Source organism: Helicobacter labetoulli (genome assembly GCF_003670275.1).
GTDB classification, from domain to species: Bacteria; Campylobacterota; Campylobacteria; order Campylobacterales; family Helicobacteraceae; genus Helicobacter_C; species Helicobacter_C labetoulli.
The window spans coordinates 1-16,386 of sequence record NZ_QXJF01000025.1 but is presented as its reverse complement, the minus strand read 5'-3'; the positions used below and the strand labels follow the sequence as shown (position 1 = coordinate 16,386).

The following is a 16,386-nucleotide window of genomic DNA, read 5'->3' as shown; positions in this document are numbered from 1 at the left end:
CTACAAGACATGCAATATGTTGAGCATAGATTCTTAAAGGAGTTTGAGAGGTTGTTTAGGAATAAAGGAGCAAAATGTAATAGCCCTCCAAACATTATTAAAGTCCCTAGGGGTGCATTTTTATCCCCTAGGGGATATGTTGTGCCCCTTCATTTGTGCAAAAAGAAATACAAAGGAGAGCACATGACAAAGACAGAAATCAAAAAAAAGATAGCCAAAAAACTCGTAAGAGAGTTGGCTCATTATGATAATGTTGGCAGCTGGAATAGCACCAACATCATCGAAGTAGCAAATTTGTTTAGCGGTCTCGTAGTTATAGAGATTGCTAGAGCAAATCTAGGCGGCGGTAAATTCAGGTGGAATACTTCCCTATATTCAGGGAATGTATGCGACTTGGACAAAAAAGGGATTCTAGCCGAATTTGGCGGAAGAACAGCAGAAGATGCTGTAATAAGCATAGATTCGGCAAACAAGGAAACGGCGATAGAAGTCGCTGCTGTGTGGGCTCACACCACCCTTAAAAACAACACTAACATTATAGGTTAGTGTTGTAGGAAAGAAAAAACAAAAGGAGTAAAAATGGAAAAAATCATTTACGGAATAATTTCAGAGGCTGTTGAAGTCTCTGATTCAACAACTCTATTTGCGACTTATGCAAATAGAGAGGACCGCGATGCGGATTTTGTTGTTATGGCAGATAATGTCAGGCAACAATTTGATGAGGATTGGGAAGATCCCATCGAAACCGTGGAAGATGCGGAGTGCTTCTTCTGCGAATCTACAGCAGAATTTCCATACATCTACAAGCGCGTTGAAAATGTGCTTGTAGAAAAAGCAGGGGAGAATTTGCAACATTATGTTGCAATGGGCTGGAAAGATAGCCTGTTTGACGGCTATTGCAACAGCCACTCCAACACAAAAGAGGCTGAAAAGTCTCTAAAAGATGTGATGAAAAGTCACATCAGAAGGCTTGCAGTTCAGCTGCAAGATCCAGACAACCACGAGTTGTCTGAAGAGCAGGATGCTTACACGCGTGCTGCGTATCAGTTAGATTCTAAATTGAGATTTGCTCGCATCACGAGCTATCTTAATGGAGTGGAGATTGAGGAGCGGACATATTCCTTCTGTGATCTGATCAATTCTGTATTAGCAGACGATCAGGTCGTATGGGAGCTTTGCCCACATTGTGGCGATGAAGTTGAGCTTGAAAGAATTTTCAAGGCTCAATCTTGTCCTGCCTGCGGTGAGCAAATCTTGCCTTGCAGTATCTGCGAGGATCAGAAATGCTCCAAGTGTCCGCTGGAATAATTTAGGTGTGCGTTAAGCACTGAAGTAGCCAAAGAGGCAGTATTTTTATTGCCTCTTTGGGCGATAAATGCTGTCTTTTTTTGGCAATGCCAAAAGGAGGCAACATGAAACAAGTATTAATAATCGGACTTTTCCTGTGTGGATTAGGAAGCGCAGTTGCGTTTTCAACTACACAGGAAAAAGAGAAAGTTTGCAAGATAGGAGGAGACAATGCAAAAGCATTGTTCCAAAGTGGTTTTAATCAAGCCACTGGAGCTTGCAAATGAGCCAAGTGCCACAACAAAGCAAGATACTCTACAACAGAGTATTTGCTGCGATTCTGCAATATTATGGAGTTGATCCAAAAAATATGTGGAAACGCAATGGTCTATATGGCTGTGGGAATAGTGGATTTAGATTTTACCCAGATGAGCTTACTTTTAGTAAGTGGGAAAAAGTCAGCCGCTATGTGGGTGGAAAATACGAACACGAAAGCGTGGAAGTATTTTTCAAGGTGTCCGTTGATGCCAAGGGCATTGAATGGACTAAGGTATCTTGATTTATAACACAAGGAGCACAGAATGAAAATTGAATTAGGAGAAAGACTCAAAGTCTTGGCAGAAGCAAACGATGGATTTGCCGATAGAATTAACCAAGAAATTGAAGACATGAGCAAGCTCAAAGATTATATATGGAAGGCTTCCTATAACGAGCGTATAGGCTTTACTAAAAATGACAATACATTTTTAGTTGAAACCTTCACTTACACTCGCCCAAACAATAGGCTTGCTTGTGAGCTTATCCTTAGTCAAATCCTTACTAGGATTGACAAATATGGCGATATACACACAAGCAAAAGCCTCATGATAGAATCCTATTCTTTTGAGGTTCATTATGGCGACAAAGAAGCAAGCAAGGCACTTGGCTATGCGTGGCATGTAGCTGAAAGCTTTGCAGAAAGGATTCTCCAGAAGTGATTACAGAATCGCGATTGGAGAAGAAGGGACTAAGAATAGTCTCTAAAACAAAAAATACCTAAAAAATAATTTTTGGTATTTTTCCTCGGATGAGGTTTTTCTTTTTTTTATCCTTATTTTCTTCAAATATAAACAAGAACAATAATCAAAATTAAACTATAAATTTTGGAACAAATTTTATGCCTTTTTTTGTTTTAAGTTTTTTGTTCCAAATTTGTTACCAAAAATTTCTATTTTTTTCAAAATGTCAGGAATCCGCTCTTTAGGAAAAAAATATCATTTTTTGATTTTCCAAACTTTAGGAAAGCTTACAGAAGGTTGTTTTAGCCTTGCTTTGTTTGTTTTGATTTATGTCTATTCGTGTTTGTTTGTAAAAGAAATGGTGGAGTGTAGGACTACCATTAAAATTTGAGTTTTATCGTGTATATAAGATATTGAGAAAAACAACGATTTAATGCAACAAATGGAAGCCAAAATGCCAAAAGCTTCTTATCCTAGTATAAATGCTGATGATATAAAAGCCCTAAAAATCCCCCTACCACCGCTAAAAGAACAAGAAAAAATAGTAGCCAAGATAGATTTTATAGAAGCTAAAATCACTCAGCTAGAGAGTAAAAAAGATGAAATTTTGCTGAGGTATTTGAGTTAGATTACAATAAAAATTAAGCAATTTACCTTAAAATTATGGTAAAATACTTTAATTTGATTTAAAATAAAGGAGAAAACTATGCAAAGCAATACCATAAATGTAACTTTTCGAATGGATAAAGAAGATAAAAAGCATTTTGAACGCATTATAAATTCTATGGGGTTAAATTTGAGCTCTGCGTTTAATGTTTTTGCTAAGGCTGTGATAAGAGATAATGGAATACCTTTCGAGTTAAAAAGCCATACACCAAACGAAGAAACGATAAAGACTATAGAAAATATAGAAAAAGGCGAGAATTTAGAAGAAGTTACTATGGAGCAATTAAAAGCCGAATACGAAGCACAGAAATTAAAGGCTTAGAATGGCGTTAAAGATAGAATGAGAGAAAAATCTTATTAAGAATTTTAATAAATTAAGACTAAATGATACAGAATTTCAAAAATTTATAAAATATATATCTTTGCTTAGCGATGGCAAAGAATTACCAAAAGAGGCGAGAGACCATCAGCTACAGGGTGGATATGCAAAATATAGAGAATTTCACATAGGAAGTGATATGCTTGTGATTTGTAAGATAGAAAATGAAACACTATATCTAGTGAGAATAGGCACTCACGCTCAACTTTTTAAATTAAATTAAGATTTGCTATAAATGTCAAAATTCAAAACACCAAGCGGTGTAAAATCATAGGAAAGGTTTGTTAGATATGTTAAAATCGCTTTATTTGCGTATGAGGGTTGTTCATGTGCTAGGCATACTTATTTTAGCAGTTAATGCCTATTTTTTCACAGATAATATAATCGGTCAAATCGTCCAAGCCGTGCTTGTTTTGGCGCTTATCATACACGATGTAGATGAGAATAAATGGGGTGTTAATATGACTAAGCTTATCATTAATGAGCTTAAGACTATGACGCTAAATTCCAACTTAAAGGTTGATACTAGCTTTAGTTTAGAAAATGCTAAGGTTTTGTCCTTGATAGCTAGGTTTAAAGATGAGATTAAAAATATCACTGACATTATAGAGTAGAAAACAAATACTAGCGAAACAGATGTCAGCACTTTGGAGCAAATTTCAAAGTCTTTAAATGCGTGTTCTAAGGATATGAATGAAATTTTAGGCTCTGCAAACACTCAAGCAAGTAGTATTAGTATCTCGCTTGATGATTTTACAAAAGAGATTAATCATACAAAGACTTATCAGCAAGATATGATGGGCATTATGAAAGAGATAGGGGGACTATTACTTGACATACAAAGCTCGATAAAGGGCATTTTCGAGCAAAACTCTGAGCTACTTTCTTGCTTTGCTTCCTTGCAAGACAATGTAAATTCCATAGTCAAAATAGTAGAAACAGTCTCAGACATAGCCGATAAAACCAATCTTTTAGCCTTAAATGCTGCTATAGAATCAGCAAGAGCAGGAGAACACGGAAGAGGCTTTGCGGTAGTAGCTGATGAGATAGGAAAGTTAGCAGAATCAACGCAAAACTCACTAGGACAAATTGATACTAATGTAAAATCCATAGTAAAAAGCGTCAAAGACAGCGAAAACTCACTTAATGGCAACAAAGATAATATAGAAATTTTGGTAGGCAAAAACGAAAATATACAAGGAAAAATAAATAATTTTGAAAATATTTTCAAAAAAAGCTCCACTAGCATACAAAAAATACTTGAGAACTCTAATGGCGTGAAAGAAAATTTAGGACTTATTATAGTAGATATTGGCAAAATTTTATCATTTGCTCAGGATAATCTTAAAAACTCTAAAAACATAAGCGAAATTTCAAGCACGATGAGAAAAGATTTTAACGAGCTTAGACAAAGCGTTGATAACTTGAAAGGCTAGGATTATTTGCTAATCTTTTTTGAAGTAAAATTATTTTAAAAAGCAAAATTATTAAAATAAATTTACAAAAAACCCTAAATTAAACTACTCAGCACGAGTTAATCACACAAGAAACTTAAAGCTTACACTTTTTTCTTGTGGATTAAGGTGCTTTGTTTATTTAAATTTAGACTTTCTTTAATCTTTCTTAAAATAACATAAATTTAAACAATTTATGTTATAATCCACTCCTTAGTTTGCAGGGTGCAAAATCACATTTTTAGGTTCTCTTATGGAAAATTTTCTTATTAATTTCTTTCATCTGTCTCAGTTTAAAAGCATTTTTGTGCTTTTTTGCTTGGGCATTTTATTTTTTATCTTTAGAGCTTTAAAAGCTAAATTTAGCCTTGCTTTGCTTATGTTTGTGGCTTTGATTTAGGCTTTTTCTTGCTTTGTATGGCTGATTTTCAAAATGTAGCCCATCTTAACAGCTTAAATTCTCAGCATTTTGTGTTAGAAGTTCAAATTTGGATAAGCATTTTAAAGCTTTTAATCATACCTTTGGTTTTTATCGCTTTGATTAATGTTTTGCTAAATTTAAGCCAAAATTTAAGCTTTAAAGCCGTTTTTTCAAGGGTATTTTTCTGGCTTTTGCTCTCAACTGCAATTTGTGCTATCATAGGTATATTTTTAGCCCTTTTTTCAGAGCTTGGAAGCAGTTTTGCTGTGGTAGAAAGCACGAAAAGCCTTAAAGAAATCAAAGGCTTAAATGAAGTCATTTTAGGCTTAATCCCAAGCAACATTATAAGCGCTATGAATGCAAACAATATCTTAGGCGTGATAACTTTTGCTTTTATCATAGCCTTTGGAGCTTTGAGCTTAAAAGAGAAAAAAGGCTTTAGAATTTTCAAGCTTTTAGTGGGCTTTTTTTATGAAATGATGATAAAAATTTGTCTTTTTGTGATAAATTTAATGCCTTTTTGATTATAGCAGAATCTGTGATTTATATTCAAATAGATAAACTTATGCTAGAATACACGATAAAAAATTTTAACAAAGGGGAGAGAGCATAATGACTTTAATCATAAAAAATGCAAGTGATGAATTTGCAAGTGCGATACAAAGTCTTGCAAAGATAGATAATGCCATAGTGCAACTTCAAGATGAAGCACAATCTCAAGCTTACCCTTTAGAAGAAAGTCAAATATACAAAGACTTTGAAAAAAGAATGGCTACAAATCCTAGTGAGTATGCAAAGCTCTTACAAGAAGTAAGAAATGAAGTATTCGATTCTCATCACAAACAAGGCACTTAAAGAGTTAGAAAAGATTCAAAAATCAGCCCCAAATGAAGCTGATAGAATCCTAGCTCTTTTTGAGATACTCAAAATAAGTGATACACCACATCTACTACCAAATGCCAAGAAACTTCAAGGTTATCAAAAGGAAAATTATTATAGGTGGAGAATAGGTAACTATCGTGTAATTGGGTATATTCAACATAGTGAGCTTGTTATTGAGATTGTAAAAGTAGCTACGAGACAAGAAGCGTATAAGAGATAGATTTTTTAACTTCAAATGCTGTCTTTCTCCCAAATATTATGTTTAAATATCCCAAGTATTGTTATAGAATCTTGTTCTATGGCAAAGACTACCACATAGCCCTTATAAATCAAATCTCTTATATTCTCATCTTGCAATATTTGATTCTGTCTAAAACGATATGGCATTTCTGGGATAGATTCTATCTTTTTTCTTAATGTGCTAGAAAACTCATCAGCTCTTGTTTGACTATCTTTAGCGATAAAAGAGATAATATTTTCTAATTCAATAAAATCAATAGAATAGTAAATTACCACTTGATACCTTTTTGTGCCATAATCTCTTGTGTTTGTGAATCTGTATGAAATGTAAGGGATTTATCTTTATATTGCTTATAGATTCTATGGAGTTCTAGTGTGTCTTGTGGAGAAAGAGGAGATTCTTGAATGATGGCTTGTGGGTCAATGGAGTGTAAAAATGCCTTAAGAGATTCTAGCTCTTTTGCTGTGGCTGTGGTTTGAATGTTAAGCGTAGTCATATATTTCCCTTAATTTTGAAATTGGGAGATTGTATAAGATTTTCCCTTTTGACAGCCTTATCTTTAACTCTTACAATACAAAATATTCTACTCTCTAACATCCAAGGCTTGAGAGTCCAAGCCCGTATTTCAGCAAACCAAACAGCTGGTGTAGGTAAATTAGGAGAATTTACAAGAGAACAGATGAATGCTATTCAATATGGAACTGAGGCTGGAGCATTAGGGCAAATAGCACAAGGAAAAGCATTGATAGATGTGTATAAAACTGGACAAGCTTTCCAAGATAGCTATAGTAAAACAGCATATATGAACGCACATCAAAGTCTTAGCCAACAAAAAGGAAGTGCTCAGGCTTATGATTCAGAAACTCACGGCGGAAGCATAAAGATAGCAGAATCTATGGGGAGAGTGAATAATGCTACGGCGTTAAGGGGACACGCAGCATCTATTCAAGCTGCTGGGAATGAGGAAAATATCATATCAGCAAATGCTGGAGATGCGGCAGAGAAAACTCTTCAACAGGTAAGTTCGCATATCGGCAAATTAAGGAATTTGCTAGATGGCTCTGCCAACTCTCGAAATCCTGATGGTGGTTTAAATCTATCAAGTGATGCAACCATTGGAATGGCAGAAAGAGCAATGGCTGCTGGCTTAAAACAATCTGTTCAGGATACCAATTATACTAAAAATGTCGCTGCAGCTGGCGAGAAGCTTCAACAAGAAGTTATGGATAAGGTGTTGAGTGGATACAATGATACTCATAACCCCACTTTTGGAAAGAACACAACAGCAGGAGCTGCATTAGACAAGCAAGCAGATAGATTGTCAGGACAACTTGCTGCAAGTGCAGCACAAGGTGTTAGCATCTCTCAAGCGGATTGGGATCAAGTAGATAAATTGAGGGAACAAGCAAGAAAGATGAATATAGAAGCTGCTCTCAAAGAAAAAGGCAAAAATGGGGCAGCAATAATTGGAGCATTAGATGCACTTAAAGTTGGTGATACTGCAGGAATAGTTGCTGGAATGTCTTCGGATGGACAAGAATTTGGACTCAATGGCGTAGTTGGTAGCTTTACTACAACCAATGTTGGTGGAATCCAAGGCTCTGTTCAATCAGGTGTAAGCTTCTCGCATAATGAATCTAGAAATTATAGCTTTGGAACAAATATTAGTGGTGGTAGTGCAATAGCAGGGGCAGCATTAAGTATGGGTATGTCTGCCTCTACCTATGGTGCTATTAGCTCTGGAGTTGCAGCTGTAGGACAAGTAGCTGGTGCTGCAGCTATGTTTTTACCCGGTGGAGCTATGGGTAAAGGTTTAGCGAATGTAGGATTGATAGGTAGTGAATCTGGATATGCTATGGGTATGGGTGCTGCTAGAGTGGCTAATTCTAAAAATGCAGCTTCTGCTGCATCTAGTGCTAATGCTTATATGGATAAACTAGGTTCATTTAATGCTAGTGGTGGTTTAGGACAATTAAAGGCAAATTATGAATTAGCTGAGAGAGGATTCAATAATATTGCATTAAGCGGTAGTCCTAGAGAAGTAATGAATGCAAGAATGGCTATGGACAAAGCACGCAAAGCTTATAATAAAGGATTAGCAACGCAGAATAGTTTGAGTAGGCAATACAATGCTCTAAGCCCACAAGCTAGAAAACATGTGGATAAAGAGCTTGGTGGCGATGCTGGAGGGGGAGTAACGGGAGGAGTAACTAATTTTCCATTCTAAAAAAGCGTGATGATATTTCTTATTGTTTTGACAGTTCTATTTAGCTCAATAAAGCAATATTGATGCTTTATTGTCATTAGAGCGACAAAAAATATTGTTTGACCGCATCGCAAAGATGCTTTGAGTGGCACCCATTTTGTCCCAGCAGATTCTTGTTGCCAAATACAATCAAAACCTTTTTGGCTCGAGTAACTGCCACATTAAGTAAATCTGTCTCACTCCTATTGAAAAAGAACTTTTTTGGATCTCCGGCATTTTTCCCATAAACCGTGGAAAACACGATAATGTCCCTTTCACTACCCTGAAAAGTATGGACAGTTCCTATTTTGATATGGGAGAGCTGCTTATCGCTTTCAAATTCATCCTTTATTTTTCTTCCTTGTTCCGCAAAAGGTGTAATGACACCAATATGTTTTTTGCAGAAATCAGCATCATCAAGCTCAGGAGATGCTCCAATTCTTTTCCTAAGCTCATTAAGCTCTCTCAAAAGATAATCACGAATCTGTTTGATTTCTTCTTCGTTGCTTGTTCCTCTTTTTTCACCAACATTTTCTACCCAAATGACAGACCCCTCATGTGGCGTTTTGATAATCATTTCCTCATTGTAGGTCATCTTATTGGCAATATCTGCGATAGGCTTGCCACACCTAAAGTGCTCTTTTAGCCAAATATCACCCCTTAGTTTGCTAGGGTTATATAGCAAGACAATTTGAGAGGTAGCATTGTTTGCAATATCCATCACATTATTTGCAAACCTTTCCTTATCATAACCAGCACCAATCCGCACCTCTTTGTCTGCCTCTTCAGCCTTATATTGCTTATCACCCAAATAATCTCCGCAGCTAAAGTATTTATTGGCTTTCTCTCTAAAGTCTTCATTCTTTATAAATGAGCGCAACAAATCTTGCTCCATTGTGTGAGTAATGTTAAACACGGGTTTTAGCTGCTTTGTATCGCCAAAGAATATCGCCTTTTTTTGTGCTATATAAAACAACAGCTTTGCTTGGTGGTATTGTGCCAACCTCATCCACCAATAAACACTTCAAAAAGCCTTCTTGTGGCTTGATGATAGAGCCAAAACTATTGCATGTAATGCTGATGATAGGGAATATTGGGAATATTTGTGTAAGAAGCAGATTTGATGAGAATATATCCGCATCTTCTTTTTTATCCCTATACTGCACATTGACAAACTTTTGCTCCACATTAAGAAAATCCTTTGTAACCTCAAGGGCAAAATATCCACCCTCTGGGCATTCAACCACAGAATCTAGTAATAATTTCCTAAGTAAATCCTCGTTGTGGATAAGTTGTTCTTTCTTAGGATCCTTTTTAAATTTTTAAAAGATAATATGCGTTCGCATGATGGGCATTTGAGTTGGTATTCATTGTCTTTTGTTTGCTTTTTGTCTAATATAGAATTATCGCGGCATGGACAGTAAAATGTTTGTTTATATTCTCTGCTTATAGAAAGTTTATCTTTTACAAAAAATAGCCCTTCCAGTATGTGTAACGAGTAATAAAAGTTTTCAATCCTTTCTTTTGTATCAAGTTTTTCTCTTTCCTTGAGCTCATCGGTGGCATTTTTGTAAGCCTTGGCAAACCCATTGCCTTTATCAAAAATGTTTGCTCCTTTTTTGTCTTTTATTGCCTGAATCACATCTTTAGATTCTGAAGGCAAATCGCCAAGCCAATGCTTTTTGTGAAACTCAATAAGCTCAAACAATTTTCTATCAATATGCTCTAAAACATCTATTTTCTTTTGTAGAATCTGCTGATCTTGCTCTATTTTTCTTATCTTAACTTCTCTAAAAGCCTTTTTCTTCTCTAGTTTTGGGATACATCTTTTTTGGATAAAGCAATAGCAAAAATTAATAAGCAATTTTTGGAATAGCGTTTCAGGCAGCTTGTTTTGATATGTTTTAAGTTTTTTAAGTATTTTAGTTAGCTCTCCCCTTATGTCCCTCTAAATCATTTGCTTCATCGACAATCGTTTTTTTACAATCCCCAATGGATGCTTTAATATCCTCGCGTTTTGTCTCCCACCCATTAAGATGAGATAGCTTAAGCGGATTTTCCCTAAATTTTCTAAGAAATGTGCGGAGATTAAATTCGTGCTCTTGATTATTGCCTACAAGCTTAAGAACCCCTTGTTCGAAAGTTTCAATCTGCTCCAACTCATCTGCTGTTACTTTGTCAAAATCGGCACAGATTCGCTCTTTGTTCGCACGAATCTTATCAAGAAGCTTTTTAAATACTATCTTATAAAATTCTATGGGAATATGGGTTTCGTATTTTATGCCCAAAAAGGTCTCACATTTCTCTATGTAGTATGTCTCATTGTCTTTGACCATATTTGCCACATTAACAATATCATTGATAGACTTATTGCTTTTATCCACACCTTTTTTCTCATCAATTTTTGTCTTGAGATTTGGAACCAAAAAGGATTTATTATCAAGAATCTCCTGTTTCTCTTTTGGGTCTTTGTCGGAAATCCATCTTTCATGCAGCAAATCGCCGTTGTTGTGTAGGGCGTTGTCTGCAAACTGACTTGCAACGCCATCATTGATATTGATTAGAGCTTGATTGTTTGTTGATGTGCAGACAAAGGGGGCGGTGTTTGGGATTTGCCCATTCTTAAGAAAACGATTTGCTGAATCCATTGCTGTTTTTACAACAAAATCAGCAAACATTGCCCGCAAAACAGAAGTTTTTCCTGTCCCGGGTCCGCCATTAATCGGAGCAATATTGAGTTTTTCATCCAAAAAGGTATAAACAGCTATTCTTTGTGATGGCATAAGGGGATATTTTGCATCTAGGCTTCCCAAATGTCTTTTAGAATATTCAAGTTCTTGCTTAATGCCAAAAAGGCTTTTTTCGGATTTTGGGTTGAAGTTAAAATACTCATTGAGCAAACCGATATTCTTGCTTTTCTTGTCTTTCTCTTCTTTAAGCAAATATTTATAAATTTTACGCAATCCAGCAGTAAATGAGCTTTTATACATACAGATATACCAATCTTGCCCCCAAGCCGCATCTAGTCCACTTTTTTGCAAAAAGTTTTCAAGCCTGCTACTTAAAATGTCTTTAAAGGCAATATCCCCTCTCTCGATACCGCTTATTTCTCCATCCTGAAGTTGAGAAGCAGACAAAGCATCATTGTCTGTGTTTTGGGTAATTTGTTCATCATCTATGTGTTGAATAATTTTTGGAGAAAGAAATATAAAAGGCATTTCCATTGGACATGCCCCACCATTTCCTACAAGAAACTCCAAATTTGATAAGGTATGTTTGATTTTTTTCTTTTGAGATTCTTTTTGATTTTTGTTCTCTAGACCAATATCTAAATCACCTACATCTGCCAACTGGGCTACAAGAATCGGGAAATATTTTTCCTTTTTGTTATTTTCATTTTCAATATCCCGAGCTTTTCCACCCAAAATCGCAAAACTATATGCGAAATCCTCATTTTTCTTTTTGCTGTCAATAAAGCCATTAACTCCACTCACAAATTCATCAAAACCTTTTTTATCTAACCGATAAACAAATGTGTCTTTAGCATTCTTGCTTCCAAATTTGTTCCAAAATCAACATTAAACAGATGCTCGACCTTTAGTAGGTAATCATAGTATCTAAAAAGCTCCTTTATATTTTGTCTCATATTCCACATTCCCTTTTTTTTAAATTAGGGCGGGAATATAGCAAACTTTCACTTAAAGCACAAAAAATCACCTTGCTTTTAGTTATAATATAGCACTTTTATACACAAGAATTAATCCTCACAACATTTTAAGAAACAATCCTAAAGGAGCTATTGTTAAGGCACGGTTCAACATCTTTTTTATAAAACTCTTTATAACCATCTCTCTGTGCATATTCACAGTCCATATTTGTCCAAATATATCGCAAGGTATCGGGGGTATTTATATTGGCAATGAGCTTGATCTCTCCTGAAGTGATAAGTTCTACCCATCTCTTGCTAACAATATCTGGATATATGGAGGCGTGTATTCTCTCTCCGCTCGACAACCTCTCAATCACTTTTTCCTTAAAAGCCCTATCCCAAGCCTCCCAATATACTTCATCACACTTCTTGTCCCAATCCTTTTTAGCTTGGCTACTCCATTCACTATAAGGTGCGCTGCCATCTGGAATATGATTTGGACCACTAAAACTTTGTCCTACTAGGTATCCCATTGCAAAATCTCCAAAACCCATAATAAACTCCTTTCTATATTTTTAGATTTATTTAGGGAGATTATAATAGAATCCAAAGTTTGGATTCAAATAAGCAGAAGTTAAACTATAATTTCCTTAGCTGTCAAACATTGTTTGGTAGTATGCAAGAGTCATACGCTAATATTTGGCATATTGAATCCATAAGTTATTTTTAAGGGGGCTAGAAGTATAATCGTCAGCGAAATTCAAGTGGCGACATAGTGAGTAGTGCCAAAAGGTTGCTACTCCCCGCCTCACTTCTTCTATCTATTCATAATATCCAACAAACCTTGCCCATATGTTTTTATTATGTCATCTAAAAATAATTCTATGTTGTCTGGGTGTATGCCTATAATAACATTGTGTTGTTTTGTTGTGATTCTCGGGTATGTTTTATTTTGTTTTTGTGTAGTTTTCATAATGTTTTCCCAATGATAACTTCTATTTCTCAAGTTTTGAAGTAGGCTCAATACTATATTGACTTTCTCAAAGTTTCTTAGCCGAGATTTCTGCTTAACACACTTAAAATCCCTATTGCCTAAATCATAGGTCTTAAATTTTATGTTTTCAAGATTCATTACTTTATTTTGTAGTTTTTCTTTTTTGATGATGTGTATAATTATGCCAAAAGTTAGTATGGATAAATACTGATGGTGTGTAAGGTTGGTATTTTTGGTATCTTTTGTAATCTTGTTTTTTGCTTCTACCATTATTTTATCTTTAGAGTTTTCTATCCATAAGGGATTTGTTTGTGTAAGGATAGAATCTAACATATTTCTTAAAATAATTTCTATGACAGCAATCTTAGGTGTAATACGAGCAATAAGGCGGAGATTTTCAAAAAGTTTATCTAAATCATTGCTATAAGATTCTAATCTTTGTTTTGAAAAAAGAGCAATGATTTGTTCTTCAAACACTAGAATCCTTTTTGTTGTTCAAAAATCTATTTTGGAATTATACAAGATTCCTTCTTTAACAGCACTCTCTTTTTTTAACTAATACACTCTCTCTAACACCCAAGGCTTGGAAAACCAAGCTCATATTTCAGCAAACCAAACAGCTGGTGTAGGTAAATTAGGAGAATTTACAAGAGAACAGATGAATGCCATTCAATATGGGGCTGAGGCTGGGGTGCTTAATCAAATAGCTCAAGGCAATAGCTTAAGAAGAGTATTTGGAACAGGAACTGGATTCCAAGAGAGTTATTCTGCTATGGCAAATACTCAAGCGGATATGCAGAATTATACAGCTAGAGAAACCACAAGAAGTGCTAGAGAACACTTTGGAAAAAGTTTGCGTGGTGGTGGAAGCTCAGGTATGAGTTTTGCACACGCAGCAAAAAGCAATGCGGATTTAAAACACGATCAGTTTGCAGGAACTGCACAAGGGTATAGTGATGCTATGGCTTATGCCAAGGCAGAAGGAATAACAGGGAGTCTGTTTCAAAATTTAGCAAAAACAAAAACTTCCTCAATGGGAGATGGACGAACTAATGCTCTTAAAACCGCAATGGAGAAGGTTGAAGGGGAAATAGGACAAATCTAGGCGAATCCTATGATAATGATAATGCAGGAAACCTAGAAAATGATAAAAAACTTGCAAGAATTAGAGCAACCAAGCAAGTTCATCAGGAACTAGGAACAGCTGGTGTAACAGGGCATAAAATTTTACACACAGATTTAAGTGGAAAAAGTTCTTACGATCAAAAGATAGAGGCTAAAACACAGGAACTTCAAGATTCAGTTCAAGACAATTATGATTCTGGAAAGAATAGTTTTATTCAATCTGGAATCAACAACATAGACTTAAAAGATAAGCAGGCAATGGCTAGTGCAATGATTCAGCAAGGCGAGACAGATAAAAACACAAAATCTACTATGGGTGCTGTTGCTGATAGTGATGCTATGCGAAGTTCAGGCTTTATGAATAGTAATGGCACAATAACAAGTGCTGGTATGAATGCTATGGTAACAAACTCTCTGCAACAATAGCATAATATGATGGGTGCAAACAATATGTTTGGCAATACACCACAACAAAGACAAGCTCTTAACAATCTTATGACTGATATAGGGCTTAGTGCTTTAGAAAAACAATCAGTTTTAAGTGCAGGTAGTGTCACAGAAAGGGCTAATAGATTATTCTCCTATACGAGAAGTGGTACATATCAAGGCACATATAGGGGTATGAGCTTCAATGTCAATGCAGGTGCTGATGGAGCATATCACGGAAAATTTGATAGTCGCACAAGCATTACTGATGGTGTTACTGCTGATATGGGTGAAGCTTATAGTTATCTTGCTTATTCTGTGGGTGGTGTGAAAGGGGCTAGAAACTGGGGACAACTAAGACAGTGTATAATGGTGTAATGGATACAATCGGCACCGCTGGTGAAGTGGCAGATTTAGTTAGAGGTGGTGGAAAACTTGGTGGCATTAGAAAAGCTTTTAAGGGTAGCCCCAGCCAAACTGGTAATGCTGGAGGGGGAGTAATAAACACAACAAATACATTTGGTAATTCAAATATAGCTCCTTTTATTGCAAAGAATTATTTTGCTATAATTCACCATTTATTTGCAACAGAGGAGCAATACGATGCAGCTTAAGGATTATGAATTTTATTTTTCAAAAGAAAGGGTTAGTAGTTATGAAAGTGTTGAGCAACACGACCAGAATCTACATCTTATTTCAAAAATCAACATGCATCTTGGTATATTTGAGTTGTTATTCAGGAATAGAATTGATAATTTTCTTAAGGATAAAACAGAAAATGATGAATGGCTTATTGATTTAATCAATATTTTTGAAAATATAGAACCTGATAATATGACAGAGATTAAAAAGAATATGTATCGGGATCTTAAAAAGATAAGAATAAAATATAAAACACACGCACAAATCGTTTCAAACCTATCATTTGGATTTTGGGTAAATCTTACAAAACTATTAATTTTTGGCTGAGAAGGACACAATATCGCCCAAGCAACCTATATAGAAATACTTGATGTGTCAAGGATTAGCCTAATAAATTATTCTAGTAGAAATAGAAATCCATCAGACAACAATTTAAAATTGATTTTAGTCATCAGGCTTATCCAGCATATAAGGAACAGAGCATTTCATTGGGAGAATCTTCTTAAAACCAATGAAAACAGCTACGGAAAAATATTATTCAAACATATCTGCTAAAGAAAATGGGCAAAAAATATGGATACTACCAAAAAACACAGAGAAAGTTCTGAATGATACACTAGATTGCATAAATGTTAAGATAAGGGAAGAAATCATAAACTCCAACTAGCCTAATGACAACTGGGAGGAACGGAATTTAATCCAAAAGTCGGCGGAATTATACGCAAAATATTAGTAGATGTCAAGAAATCAAGCAATAATTCTAAAATCCCCTTGTTCAACCTTTGTCATCAACAAATTGAATAGTTCTATATATACTGGATTCTTTGCTTCTTCTCTATTTTCATCAGCTCAAATGGCACCAAGCGGACCTAGATTTTTTGTAGGAGCTACAAGTCTCAGTTCTCCACTCTCAATTAAATCCGCCCATTTCTCTTTGGAAATATCGGGGTAAGTCACAGGTGAAAAGCGTAAATCAT

Annotated in this window: 26 protein-coding genes and 1 pseudogene; 19 read left to right on the top strand and 8 right to left on the bottom strand. The window is 35.5% G+C overall.

Features of this window, described 5'->3' with window-relative positions:
* Nucleotides 1-183 precede the first annotated feature (183 nt).
* The 13 genes and pseudogenes from EBF12_RS10645 (at nucleotide 184) to EBF12_RS10595 (ending at nucleotide 6,307) form a co-directional block, all read left to right on the top strand.
* On the top strand, nucleotides 184-546 hold the full coding sequence (locus tag EBF12_RS10645; RefSeq protein ID WP_121727624.1) for a hypothetical protein: 363 nt from the start codon (nucleotides 184-186) through the stop codon (nucleotides 544-546).
* 33 nt (nucleotides 547-579) lie between these two features.
* Nucleotides 580-1,308, top strand: coding sequence for a hypothetical protein (locus EBF12_RS10640; protein ID WP_121727621.1), 729 nt, complete (start codon nucleotides 580-582; stop codon nucleotides 1,306-1,308).
* 104 nt (nucleotides 1,309-1,412) lie between these two features.
* On the top strand, nucleotides 1,413-1,574 hold the full coding sequence (locus EBF12_RS11345) for a hypothetical protein (protein WP_167444806.1): 162 nt from the start codon (nucleotides 1,413-1,415) through the stop codon (nucleotides 1,572-1,574).
* Nucleotides 1,571-1,846 carry a hypothetical protein gene (locus EBF12_RS10635; protein WP_121727620.1) on the top strand — a complete coding sequence of 92 codons (276 nt, stop codon included), beginning with the start codon at nucleotides 1,571-1,573 and terminating at the stop codon, nucleotides 1,844-1,846. Before EBF12_RS11345 ends, EBF12_RS10635 begins: the two co-directional genes overlap by 4 nt.
* A 22-nt stretch (nucleotides 1,847-1,868) precedes the next feature.
* The gene (locus EBF12_RS10630; RefSeq protein WP_121727619.1) at nucleotides 1,869-2,264 is read left to right on the top strand and encodes a hypothetical protein; all 396 of its coding nucleotides are present in this window, start codon (nucleotides 1,869-1,871) and stop codon (nucleotides 2,262-2,264) included.
* A gap of 475 nt (nucleotides 2,265-2,739) precedes the next feature.
* Nucleotides 2,740-2,913: a restriction endonuclease subunit S gene (locus EBF12_RS10625; protein WP_244196525.1), complete on the top strand. Its 174-nt coding sequence runs from the start codon at nucleotides 2,740-2,742 to the stop codon at nucleotides 2,911-2,913.
* A gap of 78 nt (nucleotides 2,914-2,991) precedes the next feature.
* The gene (locus tag EBF12_RS10620; RefSeq protein WP_121727617.1) at nucleotides 2,992-3,273 is read left to right on the top strand and encodes a type II toxin-antitoxin system RelB/DinJ family antitoxin; all 282 of its coding nucleotides are present in this window, start codon (nucleotides 2,992-2,994) and stop codon (nucleotides 3,271-3,273) included.
* A gap of 34 nt (nucleotides 3,274-3,307) precedes the next feature.
* Nucleotides 3,308-3,553, top strand: coding sequence for a type II toxin-antitoxin system YafQ family toxin (locus EBF12_RS12360; protein ID WP_121727616.1), 246 nt, complete (start codon nucleotides 3,308-3,310; stop codon nucleotides 3,551-3,553).
* A gap of 67 nt (nucleotides 3,554-3,620) precedes the next feature.
* A complete protein-coding gene (locus tag EBF12_RS11190; RefSeq protein ID WP_157979112.1) occupies nucleotides 3,621-3,944 on the top strand; it encodes a hypothetical protein in 324 nt (107 codons plus the stop codon).
* Between the two features lie 75 nt (nucleotides 3,945-4,019).
* Entirely contained in the window at nucleotides 4,020-4,766 is a 747-nt protein-coding gene (locus tag EBF12_RS10610) for a methyl-accepting chemotaxis protein (RefSeq protein ID WP_157979111.1), read from the top strand.
* 408 nt (nucleotides 4,767-5,174) lie between these two features.
* Nucleotides 5,175-5,729, top strand: a pseudogene (locus EBF12_RS10605) (cation:dicarboxylate symporter family transporter); the annotation flags it as partial.
* 88 nt (nucleotides 5,730-5,817) lie between these two features.
* Nucleotides 5,818-6,060: a hypothetical protein gene (locus EBF12_RS10600; protein WP_121727614.1), complete on the top strand. Its 243-nt coding sequence runs from the start codon at nucleotides 5,818-5,820 to the stop codon at nucleotides 6,058-6,060.
* Nucleotides 6,023-6,307, top strand: coding sequence for a type II toxin-antitoxin system RelE family toxin (locus EBF12_RS10595; RefSeq protein WP_121727613.1), 285 nt, complete (start codon nucleotides 6,023-6,025; stop codon nucleotides 6,305-6,307). Before EBF12_RS10600 ends, EBF12_RS10595 begins: the two co-directional genes overlap by 38 nt.
* 11 nt (nucleotides 6,308-6,318) lie before the next feature.
* On the opposite strand, the gene EBF12_RS10590 is transcribed toward EBF12_RS10595, so the two are convergent.
* Both EBF12_RS10590 and EBF12_RS10585 read right to left on the bottom strand, forming a co-directional pair.
* Nucleotides 6,319-6,603, bottom strand: a complete 285-nt coding sequence (locus EBF12_RS10590) for a type II toxin-antitoxin system RelE/ParE family toxin (protein WP_121727612.1) — start codon at nucleotides 6,601-6,603, stop codon at nucleotides 6,319-6,321.
* Entirely contained in the window at nucleotides 6,597-6,824 is a 228-nt protein-coding gene (locus tag EBF12_RS10585) for a hypothetical protein (RefSeq protein WP_121727611.1), read from the bottom strand. The genes EBF12_RS10590 and EBF12_RS10585 overlap by 7 nt, the downstream gene beginning before the upstream one ends.
* 183 nt (nucleotides 6,825-7,007) lie before the next feature.
* Between EBF12_RS10585 and EBF12_RS12075 the strand changes: the two genes are divergently transcribed.
* Complete coding sequence (locus EBF12_RS12075) at nucleotides 7,008-8,555, top strand: hypothetical protein (RefSeq protein WP_244196523.1); 1,548 nt, start codon at nucleotides 7,008-7,010, stop codon at nucleotides 8,553-8,555.
* A 76-nt stretch (nucleotides 8,556-8,631) separates the two neighbouring features.
* Here EBF12_RS12075 and EBF12_RS10575 read toward each other — a convergent pair whose 3' ends face one another.
* From EBF12_RS10575 to EBF12_RS10535, 6 genes are all read right to left on the bottom strand, one after another.
* Nucleotides 8,632-9,342 (bottom strand): DEAD/DEAH box helicase, encoded by a 711-nt coding sequence (locus tag EBF12_RS10575; protein WP_244196522.1) that lies wholly within the window; start codon nucleotides 9,340-9,342, stop codon nucleotides 8,632-8,634.
* Between the two features lie 139 nt (nucleotides 9,343-9,481).
* Nucleotides 9,482-9,820 (bottom strand): hypothetical protein, encoded by a 339-nt coding sequence (locus EBF12_RS10570; RefSeq protein ID WP_121727610.1) that lies wholly within the window; start codon nucleotides 9,818-9,820, stop codon nucleotides 9,482-9,484.
* Between the two features lie 5 nt (nucleotides 9,821-9,825).
* Nucleotides 9,826-10,281 carry a hypothetical protein gene (locus EBF12_RS11500; RefSeq protein WP_208630986.1) on the bottom strand — a complete coding sequence of 152 codons (456 nt, stop codon included), beginning with the start codon at nucleotides 10,279-10,281 and terminating at the stop codon, nucleotides 9,826-9,828.
* Nucleotides 10,282-10,495: 214 nt separating this feature from the next.
* Nucleotides 10,496-12,067, bottom strand: a complete 1,572-nt coding sequence (locus tag EBF12_RS12070) for a DEAD/DEAH box-containing ATP-dependent helicase (protein WP_244196521.1) — start codon at nucleotides 12,065-12,067, stop codon at nucleotides 10,496-10,498.
* Nucleotides 12,068-12,347: 280 nt separating this feature from the next.
* Nucleotides 12,348-12,776 carry a hypothetical protein gene (locus EBF12_RS12065; protein WP_244196520.1) on the bottom strand — a complete coding sequence of 143 codons (429 nt, stop codon included), beginning with the start codon at nucleotides 12,774-12,776 and terminating at the stop codon, nucleotides 12,348-12,350.
* Between the two features lie 263 nt (nucleotides 12,777-13,039).
* Nucleotides 13,040-13,693 (bottom strand): hypothetical protein, encoded by a 654-nt coding sequence (locus tag EBF12_RS10535; protein WP_121727609.1) that lies wholly within the window; start codon nucleotides 13,691-13,693, stop codon nucleotides 13,040-13,042.
* Between the two features lie 181 nt (nucleotides 13,694-13,874).
* Between EBF12_RS10535 and EBF12_RS10530 the strand changes: the two genes are divergently transcribed.
* From EBF12_RS10530 to EBF12_RS10515, 5 genes are all read left to right on the top strand, one after another.
* Entirely contained in the window at nucleotides 13,875-14,321 is a 447-nt protein-coding gene (locus EBF12_RS10530) for a hypothetical protein (RefSeq protein ID WP_121727608.1), read from the top strand.
* 278 nt (nucleotides 14,322-14,599) lie between these two features.
* Nucleotides 14,600-14,767, top strand: a complete 168-nt coding sequence (locus EBF12_RS11185) for a hypothetical protein (protein ID WP_157979110.1) — start codon at nucleotides 14,600-14,602, stop codon at nucleotides 14,765-14,767.
* Nucleotides 14,768-14,776: 9 nt separating this feature from the next.
* Nucleotides 14,777-15,145, top strand: coding sequence for a hypothetical protein (locus tag EBF12_RS10525; protein ID WP_121727607.1), 369 nt, complete (start codon nucleotides 14,777-14,779; stop codon nucleotides 15,143-15,145).
* Complete coding sequence (locus tag EBF12_RS10520) at nucleotides 15,145-15,381, top strand: hypothetical protein (RefSeq protein ID WP_157979109.1); 237 nt, start codon at nucleotides 15,145-15,147, stop codon at nucleotides 15,379-15,381. Before EBF12_RS10525 ends, EBF12_RS10520 begins: the two co-directional genes overlap by 1 nt.
* Nucleotides 15,371-15,736: a hypothetical protein gene (locus EBF12_RS10515; RefSeq protein ID WP_121727605.1), complete on the top strand. Its 366-nt coding sequence runs from the start codon at nucleotides 15,371-15,373 to the stop codon at nucleotides 15,734-15,736. The genes EBF12_RS10520 and EBF12_RS10515 overlap by 11 nt, the downstream gene beginning before the upstream one ends.
* Nucleotides 15,737-16,386: the final 650 nt, after the last annotated feature.